Origin of the sequence: Kribbella shirazensis (assembly GCF_011761605.1) — a bacterium.
Lineage (GTDB): Bacteria > Actinomycetota > Actinomycetes > Propionibacteriales > Kribbellaceae > Kribbella > Kribbella shirazensis.
The window spans coordinates 2,825,575-2,850,279 of sequence record NZ_JAASRO010000001.1; the positions used below are offsets into that span (position 1 = coordinate 2,825,575).

The following is a 24,705-nucleotide window of genomic DNA, read 5'->3' on the forward strand; positions in this document are numbered from 1 at the left end:
CGCTCCGGCGGGAGCATACGGTGGGGGTATGGCGAACGAGCTCGGGCGGTCGACCAGTCCGTACCTGCGGCAGCACGCGGGCAACCCGGTGGAGTGGCGGGAGTGGTCCGAGCAGGCGTTCGCCGAGGCTCGCGAGCGTGACGTCCCGGTGTTCCTGTCGGTGGGGTACTCCGCGTGTCACTGGTGTCATGTGATGGCCCATGAGTCGTTCGAGGACGCCGAGACGGCGGCGTACCTGAGTGAGCATTTCGTGAGTGTGAAGGTCGATCGCGAGGAGCGGCCGGACGTCGACGCGATCTACATGGCCGCCACCGTGGCGATGACCGGGCAGGGCGGCTGGCCGATGTCGGTGTTCCTCACGCCGTCGGGGGAGCCGTTCTTCTGCGGGACGTACTTCCCGAAGGACGCGCGCGCGGGCATGGCGACGTTCCGGCAGGTGCTGGAGGCAATCACCGACGCGTGGCGGACCAGGCGCGAGCAGCTCGACGGGATCGGGAAGCGCGTCGTCGAGCAGCTCGGTGCGCAGCAGCCGGCCGGACAGGAGACGTTCGACGTCGCCCGGGCCGCGCAGCTGCTGAAGACCGACTTCGATCCGGTCGACGCCGGCTTCGGGCGGGCGCCGAAGTTCCCGCCGTCGATGGTGCTCGACTTCCTGCTCCGCCACCACCGTCGTACCGGTGACGAGGATGCGCTCGCGATGGTCGCGCAGACGTGTGACCGGATGGCGCGCGGCGGGATGTACGACCAGCTCGCCGGGGGATTCGCGCGGTACTCCGTCGACGGCCAGTGGGTCGTCCCGCACTTCGAGAAGATGCTGTACGACAACGCGCTGCTCCTAGACGTCTACACGCACTGGTGGACGATCAGCGGCGACCCGCTCGCGAAGCGCATCGCCGAGGAGACCGCCGACTTCCTCCTCGACGAGCTCCGGACGCCGGAAGGCGGTTTCGCCTCGGCCCTCGACGCCGACACCGAGGGCGAGGAGGGCAAGTACTACGTCTGGACGCCGGAGGAGCTGCGGTCGGTGTTGTCGGCGGACGACGCGGACTGGGTCGTCGAACTCTGCGACGTGAGCGGCACCTTCGAGCACGGTACGTCGGTCCTCCAGCTTCGGCAGGATCCGGATGATCCCGAACGGTGGGCCCGTGTTCGCGAAACCCTGCGGCAGGCGCGGGCGCGGCGTACCTACCTGGGCCGCGACGACAAGGTGGTCGCGGCGTGGAACGGGCTGGCGATCACGGCGCTGACCCGTGCGGGCGTCGTGCTCGAGAAGCCGCAGTACGTCGAGGCTGCTGAGCGCGCGGCCCGTCTGATCCGGGACGTGCACCTGGAGGGCGCCAGGCTGTACCGGACGTCGCGGGACGGTGTGCGGGGGAGCGCGGACGGCGTACTCGAGGACTATGCGGCGTTCACGCAGGGATGTCTGACGTTGCTGGGGGCAACCGGTGACGTCGAGTGGTTCCAGGTGGCGGAGGGTTTGCTGGGCAGGGTTCTGGAGCAGTTCGTTGCTGATGGCTCCTACTTCGACACGGCCGCGGATGCGGAGCGGTTGGTCTGGCGGCCGCAGGATGCGACGGACAACGCGACTCCGTCCGGGGTCAGCCTTGCGGCTGAGGCGTTCACGACGATGGCGGGCTTGACCGGCTCGGACCGGCACGAGGCCGCCGCCGAGCAGGCGCTGAGGGCCTCGGGCGCGATCGCGCAGCGTGCGCCCCGCTTCGCCGGGCGCGCCCTCGCGGTCGCCGAGACGATCGCCGGTGGGCCGCTGGAGATCGCGATCGTGACGACGGACCGCCCGGCCGGGGTGGAGCAGGCCGCCGGGGTGGAGCAGGCGGCCGAGGTGCGACGGGCGGGCGAGGCAGACGCGGCCGCGGGTGATGCGGGTGAGCTGCGGCGGGTGGCGTTCACCGAGGCGCCGTGGGGTACGCCGATCGTGGCCGGGTCGGCCGGTCTCGCCGTACCGCTGATGGACGGGCGGGAGCTGGTCGGTGGGCAACCGGCGGCGTACGTGTGTCAGAAATTCACCTGCCGGCTGCCCGTGACGTTGCCGGAACACCTTCGCCGGGACCTGCGGCCCGCGGACTGATCGCTCGCCGGGTGCGGGTTTTCCCTGTCGTTTCGGCCGAATCCCTTGACGCGGGGCGACCGGACGGCAACAGTCGGTCCTCAGCTGGATGTAACAGAACTCGCATGTATCGACACGAAGTGTCACAAATGAGGCAGTGGCACTGTTGCGTCAGCATCCGGCGCGTCCCCAACTGAATTCGGTCGCTGCGCCCAAACAGCGACCACACCGTGAGGAGATGTTGTCTTGAAACGACTGACATCAGCAGGGGCGGTGGCGATCGTCGCAGCGGCGGGTCTTGCCACGTCGTTCACCGCTTCGAACGCGGGTGCCGCCGACCGGACGGCTCCGCTCCCGGCATCCGGCTTCAACCAGCCGGCCGCCGTTCAGGCCCAGCAGGCGCTGACCGCGCAGACGGCCACCGCTCTCGGACTCGGCTCCGGCGAGCAGCTCAAGGTCCGCGACGTGGTCAAGGACCCGGACGGCACGGAGTACGTCCGCTACGACCGGACCTTCAACGGCCTGAAGGTCGTCGGGGGTGACCTGATCGTCAAGCGCAAGGGCGAGTCGATCGGGCAGGTCACCTACAACCGTGGCGCCAAGTCGGTCGGCGTCGCCACCAAGCCGACCCTGTCCCAGTCGGCGGCGCTCGCCAAGGGCGCGCAGGCGGCCCAAAAGACGGCACAGTTCAAGGCAACCGATACTCGCAGCAAGGGCCAGCTCGTCGTCTTCGTGACGCCGACCAAGCCCGTACTCGCCTACGAGGTCGTGACAACCGGGGTGAAGCCCGACCAGACCCCGTCGGTGCTGCACTCGTTCATCGACGCCAAGACCGGCGCCGTGCTGGACCAGGACGACGAGGTCAAGACCGGTACCGGCAACTCGATGTACTCCGGCACGGTCTCGATCGGTACGTCGGGCAGCTACACGATGAGCGACCCGGGCCGCGGCGGCAACTACACCACGGATCTCAACGGTGCGACCTCCGGCGCGGGGACGACGTTCACCGACGCCGACGACACCTGGGGCAACGGCAGTACGTCGAGCCGCCAGACCGCCGGTGTGGACGCGCACTACGGTGCCCAGCTGACCTGGGACTACTACAAGAACGTCCACGGCCGGAACGGCATCTTCAACGACGGCCGCGGTGCGCGTTCCCGGGTGCACTACGGCAACGCGTACGTGAACGCGTTCTGGGACGGCACCCAGATGACGTACGGCGACGGCGCCAACAACGCCCGTCCGCTGACCAGCATCGACGTGGCCGGCCACGAGATGAGCCACGGCGTCACCGAGGCGACCGCCAACCTGAACTACTCCGGGGACGCCGGCGGTCTGAACGAGTCCACCTCGGACATCTTCGGTACCGCGGTCGAGTTCGCCGCGAACAACACGTCCGACCCGGGTGACTACCTGATCGGCGAGAAGATCAACATCAACGGCAACGGCAGCCCGCTGCGCTACATGGACAAGCCGTCGAAGGACGGCCGCAGCGTGGACTGCTGGTCCAGCAGCACCGGTGGGATGGACCCGCACTACTCGTCCGGCCCGCTGAACCACTGGTTCTACCTGGCCTCCGAGGGCACCGGCAGCAAGGTCATCGGCGGTGTCACGCACAGCAGCACCGCGTGCAACGGCGCGACCATCACCGCCGTCGGCCGCGACGTGGCCGCCAAGGTCTGGTACCGCACGCTGAGCACCAAGCTCAGCTCGGGCAGCACCTACAAGGACGCCCGCGAGGGTGCGATCAACTCCGCGAAGGAGCTGTACGGCGCCGACTCCGCGCAGTGCAAGGGCATCGAGGCCGCGTTCAACGGCATCTCGGTCCCGGCCGGTGCGGCGACCTGCGGTGGTGGCACCGACCCGGAGCCGCCGACCGGTGACAACCTGCTGAAGAACCCGGGCTTCGAGTCCGGCGCGGTGGACTGGACCGGCACCGCCGGCCCGATCACCAACAACACCGGCCGTCCGGCGCGCACCGGCACCTGGAAGCTGTGGCTGGGTGGAAACGGCCGCACCGCCACCGAGACCGTCGGCCAGTCGGTCGCGATCCCGGCGTCGGCGACCAGTGCGAAGCTGTCGTTCTGGATCCGGATCGACACCGCGGAGACCACGGCCTCGACGGTGTACGACACCGCGAAGGTCCAGGTCGTCAACGGTTCGACCACGAGCACGCTGGCGACGTACTCGAACCTGAACAAGAACACGACGTACGTGCAGAAGACGCTCGACGTGACGCAGTACAAGGGTAAGACCGTCACGGTGCGGTTCGTCGGACAGGAGGACTCTTCGCTGCAGACGAGCTTCGTCATCGACGACACCTCGCTGACTGTCAGCTGAGTCCACTGAATCGTCCGGGGCGTGCGCGGCCCTCCGCCCAGGCCCGCGCGCCCCGGATTCCTTGCGTTCGAAGGAGTTCCTCATGCGCAAGACCCTCTACCCCGCGCTCGGTGTCGTCCTCGTGGCAGGTGCTCTGCTGGCCCCGGGCACGGTGGTCGCCGCGGCCGAGTCGCCGGACATCTCGGTCACCAACGCCAAGGCTCATCTCGACCAGTTCCAGTCCATTGCCACCAGCAACGGCGGCAACCGGTACACCGGCCGGCCCGGGTACAAGGCGTCGGCCGACTACGTGAAGGCCAAGCTGGACGCGGCCGGGTACACCACCGTCCTGCAGTCGTTCAGCACCTCGGCCGGTACGTCGTACAACGTGATCGCGGAATGGCCGCACGGCGACGCGAACCACGTGGTGATGGCCGGCTCGCACCTGGACAGCGTCAGCTCCGGTCCGGGTATCAACGACAACGGCTCCGGTAGCGCCGGCGTCCTCGAAACCGCCCTCGCCTACGCTGCCAGTGGCCAGACTCCCAGGAACCGGTTGAGGTTCGGGTTCTGGGGTGCCGAGGAGCTCGGGCTGCTCGGTTCGAAGTACTACGTGAACAACCTGCCCGCCGCCGAGCGGGACAAGATCGAGCTGTACCTGAACTTCGACATGATCGCGTCGCCGAACCCGGGGTACTTCGTGTACGACGACAACCCGGCCGGCGACGGCGCGCGCGACGACCTGGTCGCGTACTTCACCGGCAAGAACGTGCAGACGGAGTTCGTCGACGTCCAGGGCCGGTCGGACCACGCCGCGTTCCGGTCGTTGGGGATCCCTACGGCCGGGACGTTCTCCGGTGCCGAGGGCACCAAGACGTCCGGGCAGGCGGCGAAGTGGGGAGGTACGGCGGGGCAGGCGTACGACCCGTGCTACCACCGGTCCTGCGACACGATCAGCAACCTGGACCTGACGTCGCTCGACCGCCAGATCGATGCCATCGGCCACATGATCTGGACGTACGCGCAGAAGGACTACACCGGCGGGCCGCCGCCGACCGGTGACAACCTGCTGCAGAACCCCGGCTTCGAGTCCGGTGCGGTGAACTGGACCGGGCACACCGGTGTGATCACGAACAGCACGTCACGGCCGGCGCACACCGGGTCGTACAAGGCGTGGCTGCAGGGCAACGGCCGGAGCAGTACCGAGAACCTCGGTCAGTCGGTCGCGATCCCGTCCACGGCGGCCACGGCGGCGTTGTCGTTGTGGATCCGGATCGACACGGCGGAGACGACGTCCTCGACGGTGTACGACACCGTGAAGATCCAGGTCGTCGACGGGTCCACGGCGGCCACGCTGGCGACGTACTCGAACCTGAACCGGAGTACGTCGTACGTGCAGAAGACGCTCGATGTGTCGCAGTACAAGGGAAAGACGGTCACGGTGCGGTTCGTCGGACAGGAGGATTCCTCCTTGCAGACCAGCTTCGTGATCGACGACGTCGCGGTGACGGTCGGCTAAAGCTGCTTGCAGAGCTTGCCCGGCGGGATGGCGGCCTCGGTGAGGAGTTTGCTCACCGGGGCCGCCAGCGGCTCCACCTTCGGGTCCTCGATCCGGCCGGTCTTCCCGTTCGCGGTGACCGCGACGATCATGTCGTCCGGGTGCCTCGTGGTCGGCTTCTTCGCGGCCAGGCCGGCCCAGTCGACCTGCTGAGCGGCCGTGGTGATGCTGGTCAGCAGGCTCGGGTCGAGCTTGCAGCGGATCGTCTTCTTGCCGCGGGAGCTCACGGTCGCGACGCCGTCGGTGCCGATCTGCACCTGGTCGTCGAAGCCCGCGAATCCACCGGTCCTGGACACGGTGAGTGGCAGACCGGCCCCCACCGGCGTCGACTGAGTGACCGTCGGCAAGGTCGGTGGGGGTGTCGTGGTCGCTGGGGTTCCTCCTGTGCCGGACTCGCTGCCGCATCCGGTCAGGACGAGGCCCGCCGCCGTGCACAGGGCCGCTGCTGTGTAGCTGCTCAGGTTCCTCACGCACTATGGATACAGGTTGGCGGGGCATTCGTTGCAGCTGTGACACGACTGCAATGCTCAGACGACGTCTGACACCAGGTCGACCAGCGCGCGGGTCAGCTGGACCCGCTGCTCGAACAGCGCCGGCGACGCGTCGGCCTTACCGAACAGCTCCAGCGGTAGCGCGGTGAACACGGCGCGGGCGAGCAGCGAGCCGAGGTACCCGTACAGCACCTCGTCCTCGGACACGTGCATGCCGTCGCGAGCCAGACCCTCCTGGAACGCCCTGGGGATCACCTTGTGTACTGCGGGCAACGCCTCCGGAGCCAGCTCGCCCGCGTGGGCCAGACCGATCAGGAGCTGCCCCAGGTCGAACCCGACCGCCTGCGGGCAGTCGAAGCCCCAGTCGATCACCACGAACTCGTCCGGGCTGTCGTGGGGGACCAGCAGGTTCTGCGGGCTGGCGTCCCCGTGCTGGTAGCACTGCGGCAACGCGTCGAGTGCGTCGAGCACCGCGGGAAGCCGCTCAGCTAGCGCGAGCAGGTCGTCGCGCAGCCGGTGGTCTCCCAGGTGGCACACCGCGGCTGCGAGGAGTGGATGCCGCCACGTCTGCGGGTCGGACAGCGCGGGCACTGCGCCTTGCAGTACGCGCCCATGGGTGTAGAAGCGCAGTCCGATGCCCGGCGTGGTCACGTGCTCGCGGGGGAGGAGCGGCTCCACCAGATGCGGCTGCCGGCGTGCCGACAGCCGGCCGAGCAGGTACGCCGCTCGCTCGAAGCGGTCGATCGGCCACGGACCCCACTCCTGGATAACGTTCTCCATCCACAGGGTGGCCCGGTCGTCGTCGTACACGTCGATCCGGTATGCCGTCGGCAGCCGCATGCCGTCCGGGAGGAGATCGGTGATGTTGCTGCGGTGGACCGCGACTTCCAGTTGCCAGGGCAAGTTATGGACGAACGGCCCCCGGAACTCTTCGGGGATGAGGCCGAGCATCGGCCAGTGCCGGACCGACTGCAGCTTCTTCACGAAGCACGACCAGTCGGTGCCGTCCGCCGTCGTCCCGAACACCCGGTGCAACGACTCGGTGCTCGGGGTGCCGATCGGGTAGTCGACCGGCTCGACCCGGACCGCGCCCGCCACGGAGGCCGGATCGCCGGTGATCGTCCGGACGAGCGCGGTCAGGTCCTCCTCCCCCAGAGCATCCCGGCCGAGCGCCGCCAACGCAGTACTCATGTCTTCCCCCCGGAAGTAAGGTATCCTTACGATCTAGATAGTAAAGTTGCCTTATGACTTCCGTCAACGACGTTTCGGGTCAACTGGCCGGCCCGTGGTCCGAGCACATCGCCGGTCTGCTCGGCGCCGCGCTGTACCGGATCCGCGCGGAGATCCTGGCCACGTCCGAGGAGCAGTTCCCCGGCCTGCGGGTCTCGCACTACCGCCTGCTGGAGCTCATCCCGCCCGACGGCGCCCGCATCACCGATCTGGCGGAGGCCGCGGTGATGACCAAACAGGGTCTGGGGCAGCACGTCGACTACCTGCAGCGCCTCGGCTACGTCGAGTCCGGCCGCCTCCGCGAGGACCGCCGCGTCCGCCTGGTACGCCGTACCGCGAAGGGCGACGAAGCCGCCGCCTTCAGCCGAGCCGCCATCGCCCGCGTCGAACAACGCTGGTCCGACCAGCTAGGCCCCGCCCGCTACACCACCCTCCGCGAAACCCTCCAAGACCTCACCACCTAACCACCCCACCATCCGCAGACCGGACACGCCTACGGCGCGACTGCCTTGTCGGCCGGCTCCGCCGGCGCGGGGCGGTGCTGTCGTGCGGGCGTGCCCGGCGAGCATCCCGTGATCGCGCTCCCGGGGTACCTGTCTGGTGATCGGCATCGCCGGGCGTCGGATACCCCAGCGGCCTACCTGGGAGTGGGTATTCCGGAACTTTTGTGCCGCTATACGCCGAATTGTTTCCGGAAAAGCCGCGGTGAGGCTGGGCCGCCGCGGGTGGGTGGTCAGCCGGCGCGGTATGTCGCGATGCTGACGGCGATGTAGTGGCAGATGAAGGCGGCCACGGTGAAGGCGTGGAAGATTTCGTGGAAGCCGAACCAGCGGGGGGACGGGTTCGGGCGCTTGGTGCCGTAGACGATCGCGCCGATCGAGTACAGGCCGCCGCCGACGGCGATCAGGGTGACGACCGCGGTGCCGCCGGAGTGGTAGATGTCGCTCATCCAGAAGATCGCGACCCAGCCGAGCGCCAGGTAGATCGGAGTGTAGCTCCAGCGCGGCGCGCTCAGCCAGAACACCCGGAACAGGATGCCGAGCGCGGCACCGCCCCACACCAGGCTGAGCATCAGCACCCGGTCCTTGCCGTGCAGCAGCACCATCCCGAGTGGGGTGTAGGTGCCGGCGATCAGCAGGAAGATGTTGCTGTGGTCGAGCCGGCGCAGGATCGCCTCACCGGTCGGCCCCCAGTAGAACCGGTGGTACAGCGCCGAGATGCCGAACAGCAGCATCGCGCCGGCGGTGTAGACCGCGGCCGCGATCCGCGCGTTCGCGTTCGGGGCCAGGCAGATCAGCACGATGCCGGCGGCGGAGGCGAGCGGGAACGTGCCGGCGTGCAACCATCCGCGGAGCTTCGGCTTGAGTGGGCTGAGTCGTCCGGAGAGCCGGTGACCGAGTTCCTGGGGCTGGGCGCTGGTAGCGGTCATCGCCGTCCTTTCGAGGGGAGTCCGGGCGGTTCGTACACAGGTCGGGTCCGACGCTCCCGCGCCTACTGCGCGGCACTCGGTACGGCACCTCGCCGCACTGGCGCGAAGGCCACGATGCTCCGCATCGAGACCTTCGCTCCAGCACGCCGATGCACCGCACCGAGCACCTGCTCGCTACGGCGCGGGAGCGCCGGACCCGACCTACGCAACCGTAACCTACGCATCCGTAGGTTGCATGGGTCAGAAGGATGAAATGTAGGCGACGTCACCCGGGCGACGCGACACCTCCGCGTGTTCGATGCACGAACGGCGCGGAAAGTTCGGGCTTGCTGTCAGGTTGTTCCGAGTGGTCCTGTGCCCTCTCGGAGCGGGGTCAATCTGGGCTAGCCTCGTGTCCGAGACACTTGAGGAGAGCACCCTGCCCATGCGGACACCAGGCAAGCAGAAGCTGCGCAACGCGCTCTACAGCCTGTACGAGCGCCGGGTCCGCCGGTCCCTGTCGCCGGACCGGATCCCGCGGCACATCGGCGTCATCATCGACGGCAACCGGCGCTGGGCCCGGCAGGTCGGCGACCCGGTGTCGCGCGGTCACGAGGCCGGGGCGAACAAGATCTCCGAGTTCCTGGAGTGGTGTGACGACGTCGGCGTCAAGGTCGTCACGGTGTGGATGCTGTCCACCGACAACCTGACCCGCCCGGCCGACGAGCTGGAGCCGCTGCTGCGGATCATCGAGCAGACCGTCGAGGAGCTGACCGCGATCGGCCGCTGGCGGATCCACCCGGTCGGCGCGCTCGACCTGCTGCCCGGCACCACCGCGGAGGCACTGAAGGCGGCCGAGACCGCCACGCAGGACGTCCAGGGCATGCTGGTCAACGTCGCCGTCGGGTACGGCGGCCGCCGCGAGCTCGCCGACGCCGTCCGCTCCCTGCTCCTCGAAGAGGCCGCGAAGGGCATCTCGATCGAGGAGCTGGCCGACCGGGTCGACGTCGAGCACATCGCGCGGCACCTGTACACGAAGGGCCAGCCCGACCCCGACCTGGTCATCCGGACGTCGGGTGAGCAGCGCCTCGGCGGCTTCCTGTTGTGGCAGAGCGCCCTGAGCGAGTTCTACTTCTGCGAAGCCCTCTGGCCGGACTTCCGTCACGTCGACTTCCTCCGCGCGATCCGGAGCTATGCCCAACGGGAACGTCGCTTCGGGACGTGACACCCCGTCCGCACCGCGAGCAGGTCGTCCGGCGTCTCAGGTAGTACGCGTACGTCGCCACGCCCAGCGCCGTACCCCAGACGGTCCAGAGGACGCCGGGCCCGTTGGCCGCCCACATGTCGCCGCCGAGCGGACCGCGCAGGTTCATCAGGCCGGCGGGGATCAGTACGACGGAGACGATCGAGGCCGGGACGATCGCCAGGTACGGCGGGATGCGCCGGCCGGCCCTGAACCAGATCCAGCGCGGATACACCTCGCTCCACGGCCGCACCAGACCGTGCGTGAGGACGCTGCCGCCCAGGCCCATCACGGCCAGGCCGAGCCCCATCTCGAGCATCCCGGGCGTGTCGGCCATCATCCGGTGGAACTCGTCGGTGATGCCGACCGGCCAGCCGAAGTACCAGGCGATCCGGGTGAACTCGTACGGAAGATTCGCCACCACCGCGACCGCCACGGCCCGCTTGCCCCACCGCAGGGCGGAGTCCGGGCTCGTCCAGGCACGTTCGCTCGCTCCCCGGCCGCACGAGACACAGGCGTCACGGCTGCGCCGGTGGTACGCGATCGCGGTCGCCGCCCAGAGCACGCCGCCGACGAACAGCACGATCAGATTCACCCGGTGCCAGTACAGGATGTCGCCGACGCCGCCCTGCTCGCCCGGTACGCCGGTGAACGCGAACACGACGAGTGCGGGTGCCATCGCCACGACGGCGATCAGCGTGTAGTCGGGGATCACCACCGCCAGGCCGACGGCGAGTACGGCGGCGATCGCCTGCAGCACCCGTCCGCGCGGCTTCCTCCGCGTCATCACGAGCGCCAGCACGGCGCCGCCGAGGCCGATCGTCGCCATCACGGGCGCGACCACGCGGTACGGCGTACCTTCCAGGATCGATGCGCTGGCGCGGTCCTCCGGGACGGGCGCGAACGGGTAGCCGGAGCCGCCGAAGGACCAGTAGAGCCCGAGTACGCCGTACACCAGGGACCAGAGCGCGGTGGCATAGCCGGTCCACGACGGCCAGTTCTTCCTCATGCGTCGAGCGTCGCCGGGCGTACGCCGTACCGGATCACCCTGCGGAGTGACGTGACTCCCTCGCGTGGGTGTAACGCGCTGTTAACCCCGTGGCCGGGCGTGTCGGGCTGCGCCGTTTGCAGCGGGCTCCTACCCTGGCAGTGACGGTCGGAGGGGAAGCCGGCTGTCCGGGAGGCCCGATCAGTTTGAGAATCTCGTTCCAGCCGGTTGCCCCATGAGGGGCCGAACGGAGTACCCGAGACCCAGGGCGTGTCCCCCGGTCTCGAGCTCACTGATCGCCGTTGCCGCTCGTGCGGCGGCACGGCCGGGGTCAACACCGGACCCCAGGGGCAGCACCCGGTCCATCACCTAACCACTGGCGGGCCGGGGCGAGGGTGTACGTCACGGCCTAGAAGAGGACGTGCGACATGGCCATCCACGCCAAGGCGTCAAGTACCTCATCCACACCGGCCCAGCGCACCTTCGTGCTGGACACCTCGGTGCTTCTCTCCGACCCGCACGCGATGCTGCGGTTCGACGAGCACGAGGTGGTCGTGCCGGTGGTCGTTGTCACCGAATTGGAGGCCAAACGGCATCACCCGGAACTCGGCTACTTCGCCCGTACGGCGTTACGACTGCTCGACGAGCTCCGGATCCTGCACGGACGTCTGGACGCGCCCCTGCCAGTGGGGGAGAAGGGTGGAACTCTCCGGGTCGAGCTCAACCACACGGACCCGGAGACCTTGCCGGCCGGTTTCCGGCTCGGCGACAACGACAGCCGGATCCTGGCCGTGGCCTGCAACTTCATGGCCGAGGGCAAGGACGTCACGCTGGTCTCGAAGGACCTGCCGATGCGCGTCAAGGCATCGGCGTGCGGCCTGGTCGCGGAGGAGTACCGGGCCGAGCTGACCCTGGAGTCCGGCTGGACCGGGATGGCGGAGCTCGAGGTCGGGACGCAGGTCGTGGACGACCTGTACGAGAACGGCACGGTCGAGCTCCCGGAGGCGGGTGAGTTCCCGACCCACACCGGGCTGGTGATGCTGTCCGACCGGGGCAGCGCGCTCGGGCGGGTGATGCCGGACAAGCGGATCCGGCTGGTCCGCGGCGACCGGGAGGCCTTCGGGATCCGCGGCCGGTCCGCCGAGCAGCGGGTCGCGCTCGACCTGCTGCTGGACCCCGACATCGGGATCATCTCGCTCGGCGGCCGGGCCGGTACCGGGAAGTCCGCGCTCGCGCTGTGCGCCGGCCTGGAGTCGGTGATGGAGCGCCGGCAGCACAAGAAGGTGGTCGTCTTCCGGCCGGTGTTCGCGGTCGGCGGCCAGGAGCTCGGGTACCTGCCGGGCACCGAGTCGGAGAAGATGCAGCCGTGGGGTCAGGCCGTGTTCGACACGCTCGGCGCGCTGACCAGCGGCGACGTGATCGAGGAGGTCATCGACCGGGGCATGCTCGAGGTCCTGCCGCTGACGCACATCCGCGGCCGGTCGCTGCACGACTCGTTCGTGATCGTGGACGAGGCGCAGTCGCTGGAGCGGAACGTGCTGCTCACGGTGCTGTCCCGGGTCGGCGCGAACTCGCGGGTGGTGCTCACCCACGACGTGGCCCAGCGGGACAACCTGCGGGTCGGCCGGCACGACGGCGTGGTCGCGGTGGTCGAGCAGTTGAAGGGGCACCCGCTGTTCGCGCACGTCACGCTGACGCGCTCGGAGCGGTCGCCGATCGCGGCGCTGGTGACCGAGATGCTCGATGACCTGCAGTTGTAAGGAGCATTCGTACAGTTAGGTAATAAGCGTCTGTAAAGCGAAGGTTAGAACGGTGCGGTCACCACGCGGTGACCGCGCCGTTCGTTCGTGACCTGCTTGTGATCACGGACGGTTTACGCCAGAGTATGTTCTCGTTGCAGCCGACGGGGGTCGGGTTTACTCGGAAGGACAGATGAAAGCGAAGCGCTCCGTCGCGGTTCTCGCAGTCACCGGAATCGCCGTGGTCTCCGTTGTCGCCGGTATCGACCTCTTCAGCTCCCCAGGGAGCAGCAGTGCGTCGGAGCAGGTGTCCGGTCGGGCCGAGATGGCCGTGCTGAACAGCGGGAAGGCGATTCCGTCCGCGACCACACCGTCGGTCAAGCAGAAGTCCGCCGCCGAGATCGCGGCCGAGGCGGTCCGGATGCGGAACCAGGTCGAGGCCATCGAGCAGCAGCGGGTCGCGCTGCAGAACTCTGCGGACCAGAAGAACAAGGCCAAGAACGCCGCTCTGAGGCGCTATGAGGCCCTCAGGGAGGCCAGCCGCGACTCGGCGGAGGAGCGGGCCAGCCGGGACGCCGAGCGCAAGAAGTACGAGGGCACGCCGAAGGAGGTCGCGATGAACCTCCTCCCCGACCACGGCTGGAGCGAGAGCCAGTTCAGCTGCCTGGAGAAGCTCTGGAACAAGGAGTCCCGCTGGAAGGTCGACGCCGACAACCCGACGTCGTCGGCGTACGGGATCCCGCAGGCGCTCCCGGGCAAGCGGATGGCCGCGTACGGCAGCGACTGGCGGACGAACCCGGTCACCCAGATCAAGTGGGGCCTCGACTACATCGACGCCACCTACGGCTCCCCGTGCTCCGCGTGGGCCCACTCGCAGGCCAAGAACTGGTACTGATCAGTCCGGGTGGAGCGGCCTGACGTGGAGTTGGCGCGAGCAGTCAGTGAGCGCGGTGAGCTGGTACTGCGGCGCCGTGACAACGGGGCGTTGGAGTTGCGGGTCAACGGCGTCTTCGTGATGGACGACCAGGAGACGTCGAGCGAGGAGCTGCTGGCATCGGCCGCGCTGGAGACGGTGCCGCATCCGGATCGGGTGCTCGTCGGCGGACTCGGCCTCGGGTACACGGTCCGCGCGCTGCTGGCCGACCAGCGTCTCGGTGAGGTCGTCGTCGCGGAGATCGAGCCGGACCTGGTGTCCTGGATGCGCGCCGGCCTGATCCCGTCGGTCCTCGACGATCCGCGCGTGGGCGTGGTGGTCGGGGACGTCCGGGCTGTCGTCACGGACCTCCCGGACGCGTCCGTCGACGCGATCCTGCTGGACGTCGACAACGGTCCGGATTTCCTTGTGTACAACGAGAACTCGGCGATCTACACGTCGGATTTCCTCGCCACGTGCCACGCCAAGCTGCGGGCCGAGGGCGTCCTCACCGTCTGGTCCTCGTCCGCCTCGCCCGCGCTGGAGTCTGCCGTGGGCACGGTCTTCGGTGCCTGCGACGTCAAGCCCGTCCCGGTCGAGCTGCAGGGCCGTTCCGAGCTGTACTACGTCTACCAGGGCAGCTCGTAGACCGTCCCGCGCGCTCCTGTGGCGTTGTCCACAGCTCGCAGATCGGCCGCTTCCGGCAGGGGCGATCGACGTACTCTGCAGGTATGGGAGATGACGTGGAATTCAGGATCGAGCACGACACGATGGGCGAGGTCAAGGTGCCTCGGGACGCGTTGTGGCGGGCTCAGACGCAGCGTGCCGTGGAGAACTTCCCGATCTCCGGGCGGCCGCTCGCGCCCGAGCTCGTGCACGCGCTGGCCCAGATCAAGGCCTCGGCAGCGGTGGTGAACGCGTCGCTCGGCGTCCTCGACGCGGACCGGTCCGCCGCGATCGTCGCCGCCGCGGACCAGGTGGCCGCGGGGGAGTACGACGCGGAGTTCCCGATCGACGTCTTCCAGACCGGCTCGGGTACGTCGACCAACATGAACGTCAACGAGGTCCTGGCCACGCTCGCGACCCGTGCGCTCGGCGCCGACGTCCACCCGAACGACCACGTGAACGCGTCCCAGTCGAGCAACGACACGTTCCCGTCGGCGATCCACGTCGCGGCCACCGCCGGCGTCGTGCAGGAACTGCTGCCCGCGCTGGAGCATCTCGCGGATTCCCTTGCCCGGAAGGGATCGGAGTTCGCCGAGGTGGTGAAGTCCGGGCGGACGCACCTGATGGACGCGACGCCGGTGACGCTCGGCCAGGAGTTCAACGGGTATGCGCAGCAGATCCGGCGGGGTGCCGCGCGGGTGCGGGCGACGCTGCCACGGGTCGCCGAGCTGCCCCTGGGCGGGACGGCGGTCGGGACCGGCATCAACACGCCGCCAGGGTTCGCGGCCGCGGTCATCATCGAGCTGAACCGTCGGACCGGACTGGAGCTGACCGAGGCGGAGGACCACTTCGAGGCGCAGGGCGCCCGGGACGGGCTGGTCGAGCTGTCCGGGCAGCTGAAGACGATCGCGGTCAGCCTGACGAAGATCTGCAACGACCTGCGCTGGATGGGGTCGGGGCCGCGCGCCGGACTCGGCGAGATCGCCCTGCCCGACCTGCAGCCCGGGTCGAGCATCATGCCCGGCAAGGTGAACCCGGTGATCTGCGAGGCGACTCTGATGGTCGCCGCCCAGGTGATCGGCAACGACACCACGATCACCGTGGCCGGTGCCGGAGGCAACTTCGAGCTGAACGTGATGCTCCCGGTGATCGCCCGCAACCTGCTCGAGTCGATCAGCCTGCTGGCGAACAGTTCGCGGCTGCTCGCGGACCGCTGCGTCGACGGCGTCACCGCGAACGTCGAGCATGCTCGCGCACTGGCCGAGTCGTCACCGTCGATCGTCACCCCGCTGAACCGCTACATCGGCTACGAGAACGCGGCCGCGGTCGCCAAGAGTGCTTTGAAACAAGGGAAAACGATCCGCGAGGTCGTGATCGAGAACGGTCACGTCGAGAAGGGAGACCTCACCGAAGATCAGCTGGACGCCGCGCTCGACGTACTGTCCATGACCCGCCCGGCCGGCTCGTGACGCGGTACTGGGAGCCGGGGACGACGATCGAGTGGGTGTACGAGGGGACCGGGCGGCACGCCGACCTCCCGAACGTGCGGCCGATGACGGTCGTGCGGGACGACGCCGACGGGTTGGTCGCCTGGCTCGCGCCCGGTACGCCGTTGCTCAAACCGGTCCTCGTCGACGGACGGGAGACGCGGCACGCCGGGCCGGTCGCGATGTTCACCGACGACCGGGTGCTGAAGCTCGACGTGTGGCGGGGGACCGGGATCCTGAAGGTCGCGCCGCCCGGTAGGCCGTGGTCGGTGTGGCACTTCTGGGCCGAGGACGGGGCGTTCCGCGGGTGGTACGTGAACCTCGAGCGCGAACACGTGCGGGACGCGGCGTCGCGCCGTACCAGCACTGTCGACCACGTCCTCGACCTGTGGATCGATCCGGACCGCGGCATCGAGTGGAAGGACGAGGACGAGCTGGAGGGCGCCGTCACGGCGGGGCGGTTCACGCCGGCCGAGGCGGAGCAGATCGTGGCCGACGCGCACGCCGCGATCCGTGACATCGAGGCGTGGACGCCGCCGTTCTCCGACGACTGGCAGTACTGGAGAGCACCGGCGGACTGGAGACTTCCAGCCGCGCCGACCACCCACCAGCCCACCCTGATCGCCGAGGAACTCCACAGTTGAACCCCCACGCACTACTCCTCACCGGCGCCAGCGCGTGGGCAAGGTCGTGCGTTTGATTGCGGCGCCGGGGAGGCGCATGAGTCTGTCGGGGACTTCGCCGTGCGCAACGACGGGGCGGTGGAGGGCACCGCCGCGGAGGTCCTCGCGGGGGTGGGTTGGCCGGCGGGCTGACAACGGGTGGGTCACGAGCGGTTGCAACTGCCTGATTCGGGCTTAGCTTGGAAATATGTACACCATTGAGCTGCAGGCCGAGGAGCTCCAGTTGGTGCGTTCGGCCCTCGGGTCCTACCTCCAGGCTTTCGGCCACAACGAAGCCGACCTCGTCCAGGCGGCCAGGACCCTCCTGATGAAGCTTCCGCAGGAGCCCGAAGCCAAGGCCGGCTGAGACCTCAGCCCGGGACCGGCGTCAGGACGGCGACCGGGATCGTCCGCCGCGCCTTCGTCGCGTACCGGCCGATCCGCGGGTCCTCGCGGAGGATCACGTCCGTCCACACCGTGGCGCGCTCGGCACCGGTGAGTTCACGCGACCGCATCCGGATGTGCCCGGCGCCGATCTGCACCTCGGTGCTCCCCGCCGCGCGCAGGTTGCGGAACCAGTCGGGATCCTCCCGCGAGCCGGACCCGGTACCCCACACGACCAGCCCGTCCGCCGTCCCGACGTACCGCACACACGTCGACCGCGGTACGCCGCTGCGCCGGCCGGGAGTGGTGAGCAGCAGGACATGCACGTCCTTGCTCCCACTCGCCAGCCGCCCGTCGAGCGTGCGGTACATCCACACGCCGATCCGGTTCCCGATCCGCATCATCCGTCGCCCCACCGGAACCACCCCCACCCCCGAGGATCCGGCGAACCCCGGCCGGCGTCAACGCTCAGCTGCGCGGGCGCACCGTGAGCGGGACCGGCTTGCGGGTGTCGGTGAAGAAGTCGTTGCCCTTGTCGTCGACGACGATGAAGGCCGGGAAGTCCTCGACCTGGATCTTCCAGATCGCCTCCATGCCGAGCTCCGGGTACTCGATCACCTCGACCGACTTGATGCAGTCCTGCGCCAGCCGCGCCGCGGGACCGCCGATCGAGCCGAGGTAGAACCCGCCGTGCTCCTTGCACGCCGCCGTCACCTTCGCCGACCGGTTGCCCTTGGCAAGCATCACGAACGAGCCGCCGGCTGCCTGGAACTGGTCGACGTACGCGTCCATCCGCCCCGCCGTCGTCGGCCCGAACGACCCCGACGCGTAACCCTCTGGCGTCTTGGCCGGACCGGCGTAGTACACCGCGTGATCCCGCAGGTACGACGGCATCGGCTCACCCGCGTCCAGCCGCTCCTTGATCTTCGCGTGCGCGATGTCCCGCGCCACCACGAGCGGGCCGGTCAGCGACAGCCGCGTCTTCACCGGCAGCTTGGACAGCTCCGCGCGGATCTCGCTCATCGGCCGGTTCAGGTCGATCCGGACGACCTCGGCGTCGTCGAGGTGCTCGTCGGTGGTGTCCGGCAGGAACCGGGCCGGCTCCTTCTCGAGCTGCTCGAGGAACGCACCCTCCGGCGTGATCTTCGCCAGCGCCTGCCGGTCCGCCGAGCAGGACACCGCGATCGCGACCGGGCAGGACGCGCCGTGCCGCGGCAGCCGGATGACGCGGACGTCGTGGCAGAAGTACTTCCCGCCGAACTGCGCCCCGATCCCGAACTCCTGCGTGAGCTTGAAGACCTCCTCCTCCAGCTCCACGTCCCGGAACCCGTGCCCCATCGGCGATCCCGCCGTCGGCAGCGTGTCGAGGTAATGCGCCGAGGCGTACTTCGCGGTCTTCAGCGCGTACTCCGCCGACGTGCCGCCGACCACGACCGCCAGGTGGTACGGCGGGCAGGCCGCAGTACCCAACGACCTGATCTTCTCGTCCAGGAACTCCATCATCCGCGACGGGTTCAGCACCGCCTTGGTCTCCTGGTAGAGGAACGACTTGTTCGCGGAGCCGCCGCCCTTGGCCATGAACAGGAACTTGTACGCCGGGTCGCCCTTCGTGGGCGTGGAGTACAGCTCGATCTGGGCGGGCAGGTTCGATCCGGTGTTCTTCTCGTCCCACATGGTCAGCGGGGCCATCTGCGAGTAGCGCAGGTTCAGCTTGGTGTAGGCGTCGTACACGCCGCGGCTGATCCACTCCTCGTCGACCGCGCCGGTCAGCACGCCCTCGGACTTCTTGCCCATCACGATCGCGGTGCCGGTGTCCTGGCACATCGGGAGTACGCCGCCGGCCGAGATGTTCGCGTTCTTCAGCAGGTCGAGCGCGACGAACCGGTCGTTCCCGGACGCCTCCGGGTCGTCGATGATCCGCCGCAACTGCTCGAGGTGAGCGGTGCGCAGGTAGTGCGAGATGTCGTGCATCGCCTCGGCGGTCAGCTGCTGCAGAACCTCGGGCTGCACCTGGAGGAACGTCCGATCGCCCGCGGTGAACGTACTGACACCCTCCGTCGTCAGCAGCCGGTACTCCGTATCGTCGGCACCCAACGGCAACAGATCGGAGTAGTTGAAGTCGGCAGACACCGGGCATACCTCCACACGAACTGGACTGGACGCCCAAAGCCTAGTTCTCCCCGCGCGCCCCGCCCACGCGACCTCCGTCTCACCACCTGCTGAGGCAACCCTCACCCACGCACGGCGCGCCAGGCGCCGGGCAGCTCCCGCCCGAGCGCCAGCCGGTTCCACGCGACTACTCTCGCGTCCTTGCCGGCCTTGACCGAGCCGGCCGGAACTGCAGCGCGCAAGGCGTATGACAGCCCGGCGATCACCAGCGACCCGCCGACAAACAGGCCAACGGCCACACCCGGCAGCAGGTTCTGGCCGGCGAGCTGCGACGCGAGCAGTGCCACCAGACCCACGACCGTCACCGGGAAGGCGACCAGGTACAGACCCGCGAGGAGCTTTCCGTTGCGCATGCCATGCCAGTCCATGCTTCAGTATCGGGCTCAGGGATGGGATCAGGGGGGAATCGGGGAAGAAACGGGTCTGCTTGGGACTGGGGGCGCGCGTATGGTTCTGACGTGGCCCAGGATGACGTTCCTCAGGAGAACCGACCGCAGGATGCCGTGCCCGCGAACGCGCCCGCCGGTGACGATCCGGTACTGCGGCGGCGGGTGTCCGACCTCGAGCGCGAGGAGGTCGCCGACGTACTGCGCGAGGCCGCGGGCGAGGGGCGGTTGACGTACACCGAGCTGGAGGACCGGCTCGAGACGCTGTACTCCTCCAAGACGTACGGCGAACTCGTCGAGCTGACCGCCGACCTGCCGAACGGGCCGCGCCATCCGCAGGACCAGGGCCTGTCCGCCACCACCCCGCAGTACAGCGGGGCGATGGTCGAGTCGGGGCCGGTGATCAACGCGTTCATGTCCGACACCAAGCGGCTCGGCAACTGGCTGGTCCCGCAGCGCCAGGAGGTGAACGCGGTCCTCGGCGACGTCACGCTGGACTACACCGAGGCGCAGATCCCGTTCGACGAGGTGCAGCTCGAGGTGAAGTCGATCCTCGCCGACGTGAAGATCCGCGTCCCGCAGAACGCGATCGTCCTGCTGGACAGCAACCCCATCCTCGGCTCCGTCACCGAACAGGAAGCCGGCCTCAAAGCCGTCCCCGACCCCAACGCCACCACCGCACCCCCGAAACGCTTCCACATCCGCGGCACCGCCATCCTCGGCGAAATCAAGATCAAACGAGGCCCCCGCCTCAGCAAACGCCTCGGCCTCACCTGACCACCGCGAAGCCTTCATCGCGACAGAGGGTAGTCGCCTCGTTATAGCATTCTTGCTATGCCCTGGGGTACCGTTGAACTTGAGGCCGAGGTGCGCGGCTGGCTGGAAGCTCTACCCACCGATTTGTTCGCACGCGCCGCCTTCTACGTGGATCTTCTCGCGGAGCGTGGACCACTATTGGGCGAGCCGTACACGAAGCAGATCGACGGGAAGCTCCGTGAGTTGCGCTTCTGGCTCGAGCACGACGCGATGCGGATCACTTACTGGATCGCCACCGATCGACGGATCATTCTGTTGACCGTGTTCAGGAAGAATCGGATGCGGGAGGTACGGGAGATCGACAGGGCAGTACGGGCGTATCGCAGGTGTATGCGGGAAGCGCACGTGGTCTCCGGGACGGAGGAGGACTGAGGTGACTGACCGGACTGGATGGGACGGGCTACGGGAGCGCCGGATGGCAGAGCCCGGCGCCATGGACGCGTACGACGCAACACGCCGCGCGTTCGAACTCGGGACAACCGTGCGGACGATGCGGGAGCAGCGTGGCTGGACGCAGACCAGGCTGGCCGAAGCGGCCGGAATGACCCAATCTGCCTTGGCCCGTTTCGAAGCAGGCGGGACCGTGCCCACGCTGGCGCTGCTGGAGCGCATCGCCCACGCGTTCCATGCGCAACTGGTCGTTCGCTTCGACGAGACCACTCCTGCGGCCTAGTTGCTGTGCGACGTCTGGCGGTGCTCCGTCAGGAGATCGTCGAGCCAGGTTCGGAAGGCGTGCAGGTCGTTTACGTGTTGCTGGGTGACGGTCAGGTTCTTCGCCCAGACGTTCGTCTGGAAGATCTCGAGTCGGCGGGTCGGCTTCGGACCGGTGACTGGGCTGATGGAGCCGATGCCGTCCCAGGGCAGGAAGCGGCGGCGGCCGAGGTGGAGGCCGCGGTGGTCGACGACCAGGGCTGGGCGTTGGGTGACGAGTTGACATGTGATGCCGACGACGACTCCGGCGTACATGGCGATCAGCAAGTAGGCGAAGAAGCGCCAGCCGCCGCCGTCGTCGAGCATGTCCGGGATGCCGTTCATGCTCAGGAGCGCCATGGGCAGTATCAGCACCACCGGCGGTTGCAGCATCGACCAGCGGCGTAGTGGGAATTCGACGCGGCGGTTGCGGTGCCACTCGACCATCCACGCCTCGGGTAGGCGCTCGCCCATCACCGTCATGTTCCCCCCACGCGGTCCACGGTCAGGTCAGCGTAATGCCTCACACTGACCCCATGCGGCGCGTGCGGGCGGGGCTCGGGTGGGTGTTCGTCCGCGGGCCCGCGGCTGCGTACGCGCTCGCCGACTCCGGCTCGTCGCTGTTCGGGATCGGGGCCGTCGTGGCGATGGCGCTCGTGGCCGGCGTCGGTGCGGGGATCGGCGCGCTTGCCGGTCTCGCGGCGCAGGCTCCCGTCGGTGACGCGGCCTTCGTCGGCGGGATGGTCGGGCTCGGCGCGGTGACGGCGTGGCTGGTGCTGAGCCTGGTCGTCGTCGCTGTCCTCTGGGTCCGCGGCATCAGTCCGTCGCAGGTGGCGACCGGGAAGAAGTCGACCGGGCGGCACGCGTCGGCGAGCGACGGCTGGAGGCGGCGCGGGCAGCCGCTCGTACCAGGCAGCCTTGTGGGGTTCTTCCTGCTGATCGCGGTCCTTTTCGGCGCCCTGGGGCTACATGCGCGCAGTGTGGCCCGGCCCGCGAACCAAGCGACCGCGATCACGAACGGGACAGTCGTCGCGGTCCACGAGCCCGGCTGGTTCGACAGGGGATCCGGCTCGGTGGACATCCGCTACACCGTCGCCGGCGTCGGCCACACGATCGAGAGCACCAGGGATCCCGGTGAGCACTTCCTCCGGCTCGGCGACGTCGTACCGATCGAGTACGTCGTCGCCGAGCCTGCGAAGGGCCGCAGTACCTGGGTGGTCGAGTCTGCGCGCGAGGACCGGGTGTTCTGGCTCTGGCTTGCCGGTATCTGCGCCGGACTCGGACTGCTCAGCGGTGCCGGGTATGCCGTTGGGCGGTTGCGGTCCAGCGGCCGGCGTGGCGGTTGATCTCGATCGGATGGTCGAAGGTCTGCGTGACGAGGTCAGTGGTGAGTACGTCGTCCGCGGGACCGGCGGACAGGATGTGGCCGTCGCGGAGGAGTGCGGCGTGGGTGGTGCAGGTGGGCAGCTCTTCGAGGTGATGGGTGACGAGGACCCACGCCAGGTGTGGATGGCTGAGGTGGATCTGGTCGAGGGTCTCGAGGAGTTGTTCCCGGGCGGCGACGTCGAGGCCGGTCGACGGCTCGTCGAGGAGGAGCAGCCGAGGGGCCGAGATCAGTGCGCGGGCGATCAGCGCGCGACCGCGTTCGCCCTGGGACAGCGTGGTCCACGGCGATTCGGCCAGTGCGCCGATGCCCAGCAGGTCGATCAGCTCCAGCGCCCGGGCCTCCTGCGCAGGTGTCGGCTCCCAACGCGGCATCCGCTCGATCGTGCCGGTGAGCCCGGTCAGTACGACGTCCCGGATGCTCAACGGCGACCGCAACGGGTGCCGTGGATTCACGTGCCCGATGGACTCGCGCAACGTGCGGATGTCGACCGTACCGAGCCGCCGTCCGAGGATCTCGACCGTACCGCGGGTCGGATGCGTGACCGCGCCGCAGAGGCCGAGCAGCGTGCTCTTGCCCGCGCCGTTCGGCCCGAGCAGCGCCCACCGCTCGCCCTCGCCCGCGGTCAGCGACACCCCGGACAGCAGCAGCTTGCCGTCCCGCACGAAGTCGACGTCCTTCAGTTCGAGCACCCGTAAACCTCCTCGTACAACGTCTTCAGCTCCGCCGCGGACGCTTCCCGCCCGGTCGAGTCCGTGTGCCGCTGGACGTACGCCGCGAACGCGCGCTCCTCCGACGGCGGCAGCGTCACGCCGTACACGGACTCCAGCACATGCGCGATCCCGCCCTTCCCCGATTGGCTGTTGACCCGGACCACCGCCTCGTACCCGCGCCCGACGTCGGCCGGATCGATCGGCAGGTACGGCACCTCCCAGAACCCGTCGCCCTGGACGGCGAACCCCTTCCGGATCGCGTCCTGATGCGTCCCGGAGAAGGCGGTGTAGACGAGCTCCCCGACGTACGGGTGCCGCGGATGGATCGGCATCCGCGTGCAGTACTCGACCACCTCGCGGATGCCGTCGATGTCGGAGAAGTCGATCATCGGGTCGACGCCCTGCGCGTGCAGGTTGAGCGCGAGCGTGGCGATGTCCACGTTGCCGGTGCGTTCGCCGTTGCCGAAGATGCAGCCCTCGACGCGTTGCGCTCCGGCGAGTACGGCGAGCTCGGCGCAGGCGATCCCGGTACCGCGGTCGTTGTGCGGGTGCACCGACAGGATCACGCCGTCGCGGCGCGGCAGGTTCTGGTGCATGTACTCGATCTGGTCGGCGTACACGTTCGGCGTCGCGACCTCGACCGTCGCGGGCAGGTTGAGGACGACGGGCCGCTCGGGCGTCGCGTCCCACTGCTTCGTGAGGCGGTCCGCGAGCTCGAGCACGTAGTCCGGCTCCGTCAGGTTGTACACCTCCGGCGAGAACTGGAACCGCACCGAGTCGCCGGCCAGTCGCAGGATCTCCTCCGATCCGGCGTAGATCATCGAGGCCAGTTCGTCCCGCGTACGACGCAGTACGACGTCCCGCCACACCGGCGCCGTGGCGGCGTACATGTGGATGACGACGTCACCGCGCAGGCCGGCCACCGACTCGACCGTCCTGGCGATCAGGTCGGGGCGAGCCGGGGTGAACACCACGATCGTGACGTCGGACGGCACCAGGTCGGACTCGGCCAGCAGGCGGACGAAGTCGAAGTCGGTCTGCGAGGCGGACGGGTAGCCGACCTCGATCTCTTTGTAGCCGATGGCAACCATCAGCTCGAAGAACCGGCGCTTGCGCTCGGGGTCCATCGGTTCGGCCAGCGCCTGGTTGCCGTCCCGGAGGTCGACCGGCACCCACAGCGGCGCGGTGGTGATCCGGTTGTCCGGCCAGGTGCGGTCGACCGGCGCGACCGGGACCTTGGCGAACACCTCGCGGTAGCGATGGCTCGGCATGGGGGAGGGCTGCTGACGATTCATGGTGTGGTCCTTCCGGGACGCGGGGGAGGACCGGCGGACGACTGCACTCCACGGTGGGAGCGCCGGTCGAAGTCAGCTCCCGCCATGGCGGCGAAGAAG

The 24,705-nt window shown here is 68.8% G+C and carries 24 protein-coding genes; 15 read left to right on the forward strand and 9 right to left on the reverse strand.

The genetic code is table 11. From position 1 onward, the window contains the following. Window positions 1-28: 28 nt before the first annotated feature. The 3 genes from BJY22_RS13950 to BJY22_RS13960 all read left to right on the forward strand — a co-directional run bounded on the left by BJY22_RS13950 (window position 29) and on the right by BJY22_RS13960 (window position 5,903). The gene (locus tag BJY22_RS13950) at window positions 29-2,086 is read left to right on the forward strand and encodes a thioredoxin domain-containing protein (RefSeq protein ID WP_167206890.1); all 2,058 of its coding nucleotides are present in this window, start codon (window positions 29-31) and stop codon (window positions 2,084-2,086) included. A gap of 225 nt (window positions 2,087-2,311) precedes the next feature. Next, the gene (locus BJY22_RS13955; protein WP_202891105.1) at window positions 2,312-4,405 is read left to right on the forward strand and encodes a M4 family metallopeptidase; all 2,094 of its coding nucleotides are present in this window, start codon (window positions 2,312-2,314) and stop codon (window positions 4,403-4,405) included. Window positions 4,406-4,487: 82 nt separating this feature from the next. Beyond that, window positions 4,488-5,903, forward strand: a complete 1,416-nt coding sequence (locus BJY22_RS13960) for a M28 family metallopeptidase (RefSeq protein WP_167206892.1) — start codon at window positions 4,488-4,490, stop codon at window positions 5,901-5,903. On the opposite strand, the gene BJY22_RS13965 is transcribed toward BJY22_RS13960, so the two are convergent. Then, window positions 5,900-6,412: a hypothetical protein gene (locus tag BJY22_RS13965; protein ID WP_337758648.1), complete on the reverse strand. Its 513-nt coding sequence runs from the start codon at window positions 6,410-6,412 to the stop codon at window positions 5,900-5,902. The two genes, BJY22_RS13960 and BJY22_RS13965, sit on opposite strands and share 4 nt — an antisense overlap. A 57-nt stretch (window positions 6,413-6,469) precedes the next feature. Then, window positions 6,470-7,624 (reverse strand): phosphotransferase, encoded by a 1,155-nt coding sequence (locus BJY22_RS13970; RefSeq protein WP_167206894.1) that lies wholly within the window; start codon window positions 7,622-7,624, stop codon window positions 6,470-6,472. 53 nt (window positions 7,625-7,677) lie between these two features. Between BJY22_RS13970 and BJY22_RS13975 the strand changes: the two genes are divergently transcribed. After that, window positions 7,678-8,127, forward strand: coding sequence for a MarR family winged helix-turn-helix transcriptional regulator (locus BJY22_RS13975; RefSeq protein ID WP_167206896.1), 450 nt, complete (start codon window positions 7,678-7,680; stop codon window positions 8,125-8,127). A 269-nt stretch (window positions 8,128-8,396) separates the two neighbouring features. Here BJY22_RS13975 and trhA read toward each other — a convergent pair whose 3' ends face one another. After that, window positions 8,397-9,092 carry a PAQR family membrane homeostasis protein TrhA gene (gene trhA, locus BJY22_RS13980; protein ID WP_167206898.1) on the reverse strand — a complete coding sequence of 232 codons (696 nt, stop codon included), beginning with the start codon at window positions 9,090-9,092 and terminating at the stop codon, window positions 8,397-8,399. 424 nt (window positions 9,093-9,516) lie between these two features. On the opposite strand from trhA, the gene BJY22_RS13985 reads away from it, so the two are divergent. From BJY22_RS13985 to BJY22_RS14020, 7 genes are all read left to right on the forward strand, one after another. After that, entirely contained in the window at window positions 9,517-10,296 is a 780-nt protein-coding gene (locus BJY22_RS13985; protein ID WP_167218217.1) for an isoprenyl transferase, read from the forward strand. A 1,434-nt stretch (window positions 10,297-11,730) separates the two neighbouring features. Then, window positions 11,731-13,062, forward strand: a complete 1,332-nt coding sequence (locus tag BJY22_RS13995) for a PhoH family protein (protein ID WP_167206900.1) — start codon at window positions 11,731-11,733, stop codon at window positions 13,060-13,062. Window positions 13,063-13,234: 172 nt separating this feature from the next. After that, on the forward strand, window positions 13,235-13,936 hold the full coding sequence (locus tag BJY22_RS14000; RefSeq protein WP_167206902.1) for an aggregation-promoting factor C-terminal-like domain-containing protein: 702 nt from the start codon (window positions 13,235-13,237) through the stop codon (window positions 13,934-13,936). A 24-nt stretch (window positions 13,937-13,960) separates the two neighbouring features. Further along, window positions 13,961-14,602 carry a spermine/spermidine synthase domain-containing protein gene (locus BJY22_RS14005; protein WP_167206904.1) on the forward strand — a complete coding sequence of 214 codons (642 nt, stop codon included), beginning with the start codon at window positions 13,961-13,963 and terminating at the stop codon, window positions 14,600-14,602. A gap of 83 nt (window positions 14,603-14,685) precedes the next feature. Then, entirely contained in the window at window positions 14,686-16,089 is a 1,404-nt protein-coding gene (locus BJY22_RS14010) for a class II fumarate hydratase (RefSeq protein WP_167206906.1), read from the forward strand. Then, the gene (locus BJY22_RS14015; protein ID WP_337758652.1) at window positions 16,086-16,751 is read left to right on the forward strand and encodes a DUF402 domain-containing protein; all 666 of its coding nucleotides are present in this window, start codon (window positions 16,086-16,088) and stop codon (window positions 16,749-16,751) included. Before BJY22_RS14010 ends, BJY22_RS14015 begins: the two co-directional genes overlap by 4 nt. A 226-nt stretch (window positions 16,752-16,977) precedes the next feature. After that, complete coding sequence (locus tag BJY22_RS14020) at window positions 16,978-17,136, forward strand: hypothetical protein (RefSeq protein WP_167206908.1); 159 nt, start codon at window positions 16,978-16,980, stop codon at window positions 17,134-17,136. 4 nt (window positions 17,137-17,140) lie between these two features. Here the strand turns inward: BJY22_RS14020 and BJY22_RS14025 are convergent, their stop codons facing one another. From BJY22_RS14025 to BJY22_RS14035, 3 genes are all read right to left on the reverse strand, one after another. Continuing rightward, window positions 17,141-17,569 (reverse strand): nitroreductase/quinone reductase family protein, encoded by a 429-nt coding sequence (locus BJY22_RS14025; protein WP_167206910.1) that lies wholly within the window; start codon window positions 17,567-17,569, stop codon window positions 17,141-17,143. A gap of 52 nt (window positions 17,570-17,621) precedes the next feature. Then, window positions 17,622-19,283, reverse strand: coding sequence for a FumA C-terminus/TtdB family hydratase beta subunit (locus BJY22_RS14030; protein WP_167206912.1), 1,662 nt, complete (start codon window positions 19,281-19,283; stop codon window positions 17,622-17,624). 101 nt (window positions 19,284-19,384) lie between these two features. Then, the gene (locus BJY22_RS14035; RefSeq protein WP_167206914.1) at window positions 19,385-19,675 is read right to left on the reverse strand and encodes a hypothetical protein; all 291 of its coding nucleotides are present in this window, start codon (window positions 19,673-19,675) and stop codon (window positions 19,385-19,387) included. Window positions 19,676-19,780: 105 nt separating this feature from the next. On the opposite strand from BJY22_RS14035, the gene BJY22_RS14040 reads away from it, so the two are divergent. The 3 genes from BJY22_RS14040 to BJY22_RS14050 are packed head-to-tail and all read left to right on the forward strand — an operon-like array spanning window position 19,781 to window position 21,197. After that, entirely contained in the window at window positions 19,781-20,485 is a 705-nt protein-coding gene (locus BJY22_RS14040; RefSeq protein ID WP_167206916.1) for a DUF1707 domain-containing protein, read from the forward strand. A 57-nt stretch (window positions 20,486-20,542) separates the two neighbouring features. Beyond that, complete coding sequence (locus tag BJY22_RS14045; RefSeq protein ID WP_167206918.1) at window positions 20,543-20,896, forward strand: type II toxin-antitoxin system RelE/ParE family toxin; 354 nt, start codon at window positions 20,543-20,545, stop codon at window positions 20,894-20,896. A 1-nt stretch (window position 20,897) separates the two neighbouring features. After that, window positions 20,898-21,197, forward strand: coding sequence for a helix-turn-helix domain-containing protein (locus tag BJY22_RS14050; RefSeq protein ID WP_337758653.1), 300 nt, complete (start codon window positions 20,898-20,900; stop codon window positions 21,195-21,197). Here the strand turns inward: BJY22_RS14050 and BJY22_RS14055 are convergent. After that, a complete protein-coding gene (locus tag BJY22_RS14055; RefSeq protein WP_167206920.1) occupies window positions 21,194-21,688 on the reverse strand; it encodes a hypothetical protein in 495 nt (164 codons plus the stop codon). The genes BJY22_RS14050 and BJY22_RS14055 overlap by 4 nt on opposite strands. A 62-nt stretch (window positions 21,689-21,750) precedes the next feature. Here BJY22_RS14055 and BJY22_RS14060 point away from each other — a divergent pair, with 62 nt between their 5' ends. After that, the gene (locus tag BJY22_RS14060) at window positions 21,751-22,560 is read left to right on the forward strand and encodes a DUF3592 domain-containing protein (protein ID WP_167206922.1); all 810 of its coding nucleotides are present in this window, start codon (window positions 21,751-21,753) and stop codon (window positions 22,558-22,560) included. On the opposite strand, the gene BJY22_RS14065 is transcribed toward BJY22_RS14060, so the two are convergent. Beyond that, window positions 22,502-23,290, reverse strand: coding sequence for an ATP-binding cassette domain-containing protein (locus BJY22_RS14065; protein WP_167206924.1), 789 nt, complete (start codon window positions 23,288-23,290; stop codon window positions 22,502-22,504). The genes BJY22_RS14060 and BJY22_RS14065 overlap by 59 nt on opposite strands. Next, on the reverse strand, window positions 23,278-24,606 hold the full coding sequence (locus BJY22_RS14070) for a 2-isopropylmalate synthase (RefSeq protein ID WP_238350359.1): 1,329 nt from the start codon (window positions 24,604-24,606) through the stop codon (window positions 23,278-23,280). The genes BJY22_RS14065 and BJY22_RS14070 overlap by 13 nt, the downstream gene beginning before the upstream one ends. Window positions 24,607-24,705 lie beyond the last annotated feature (99 nt).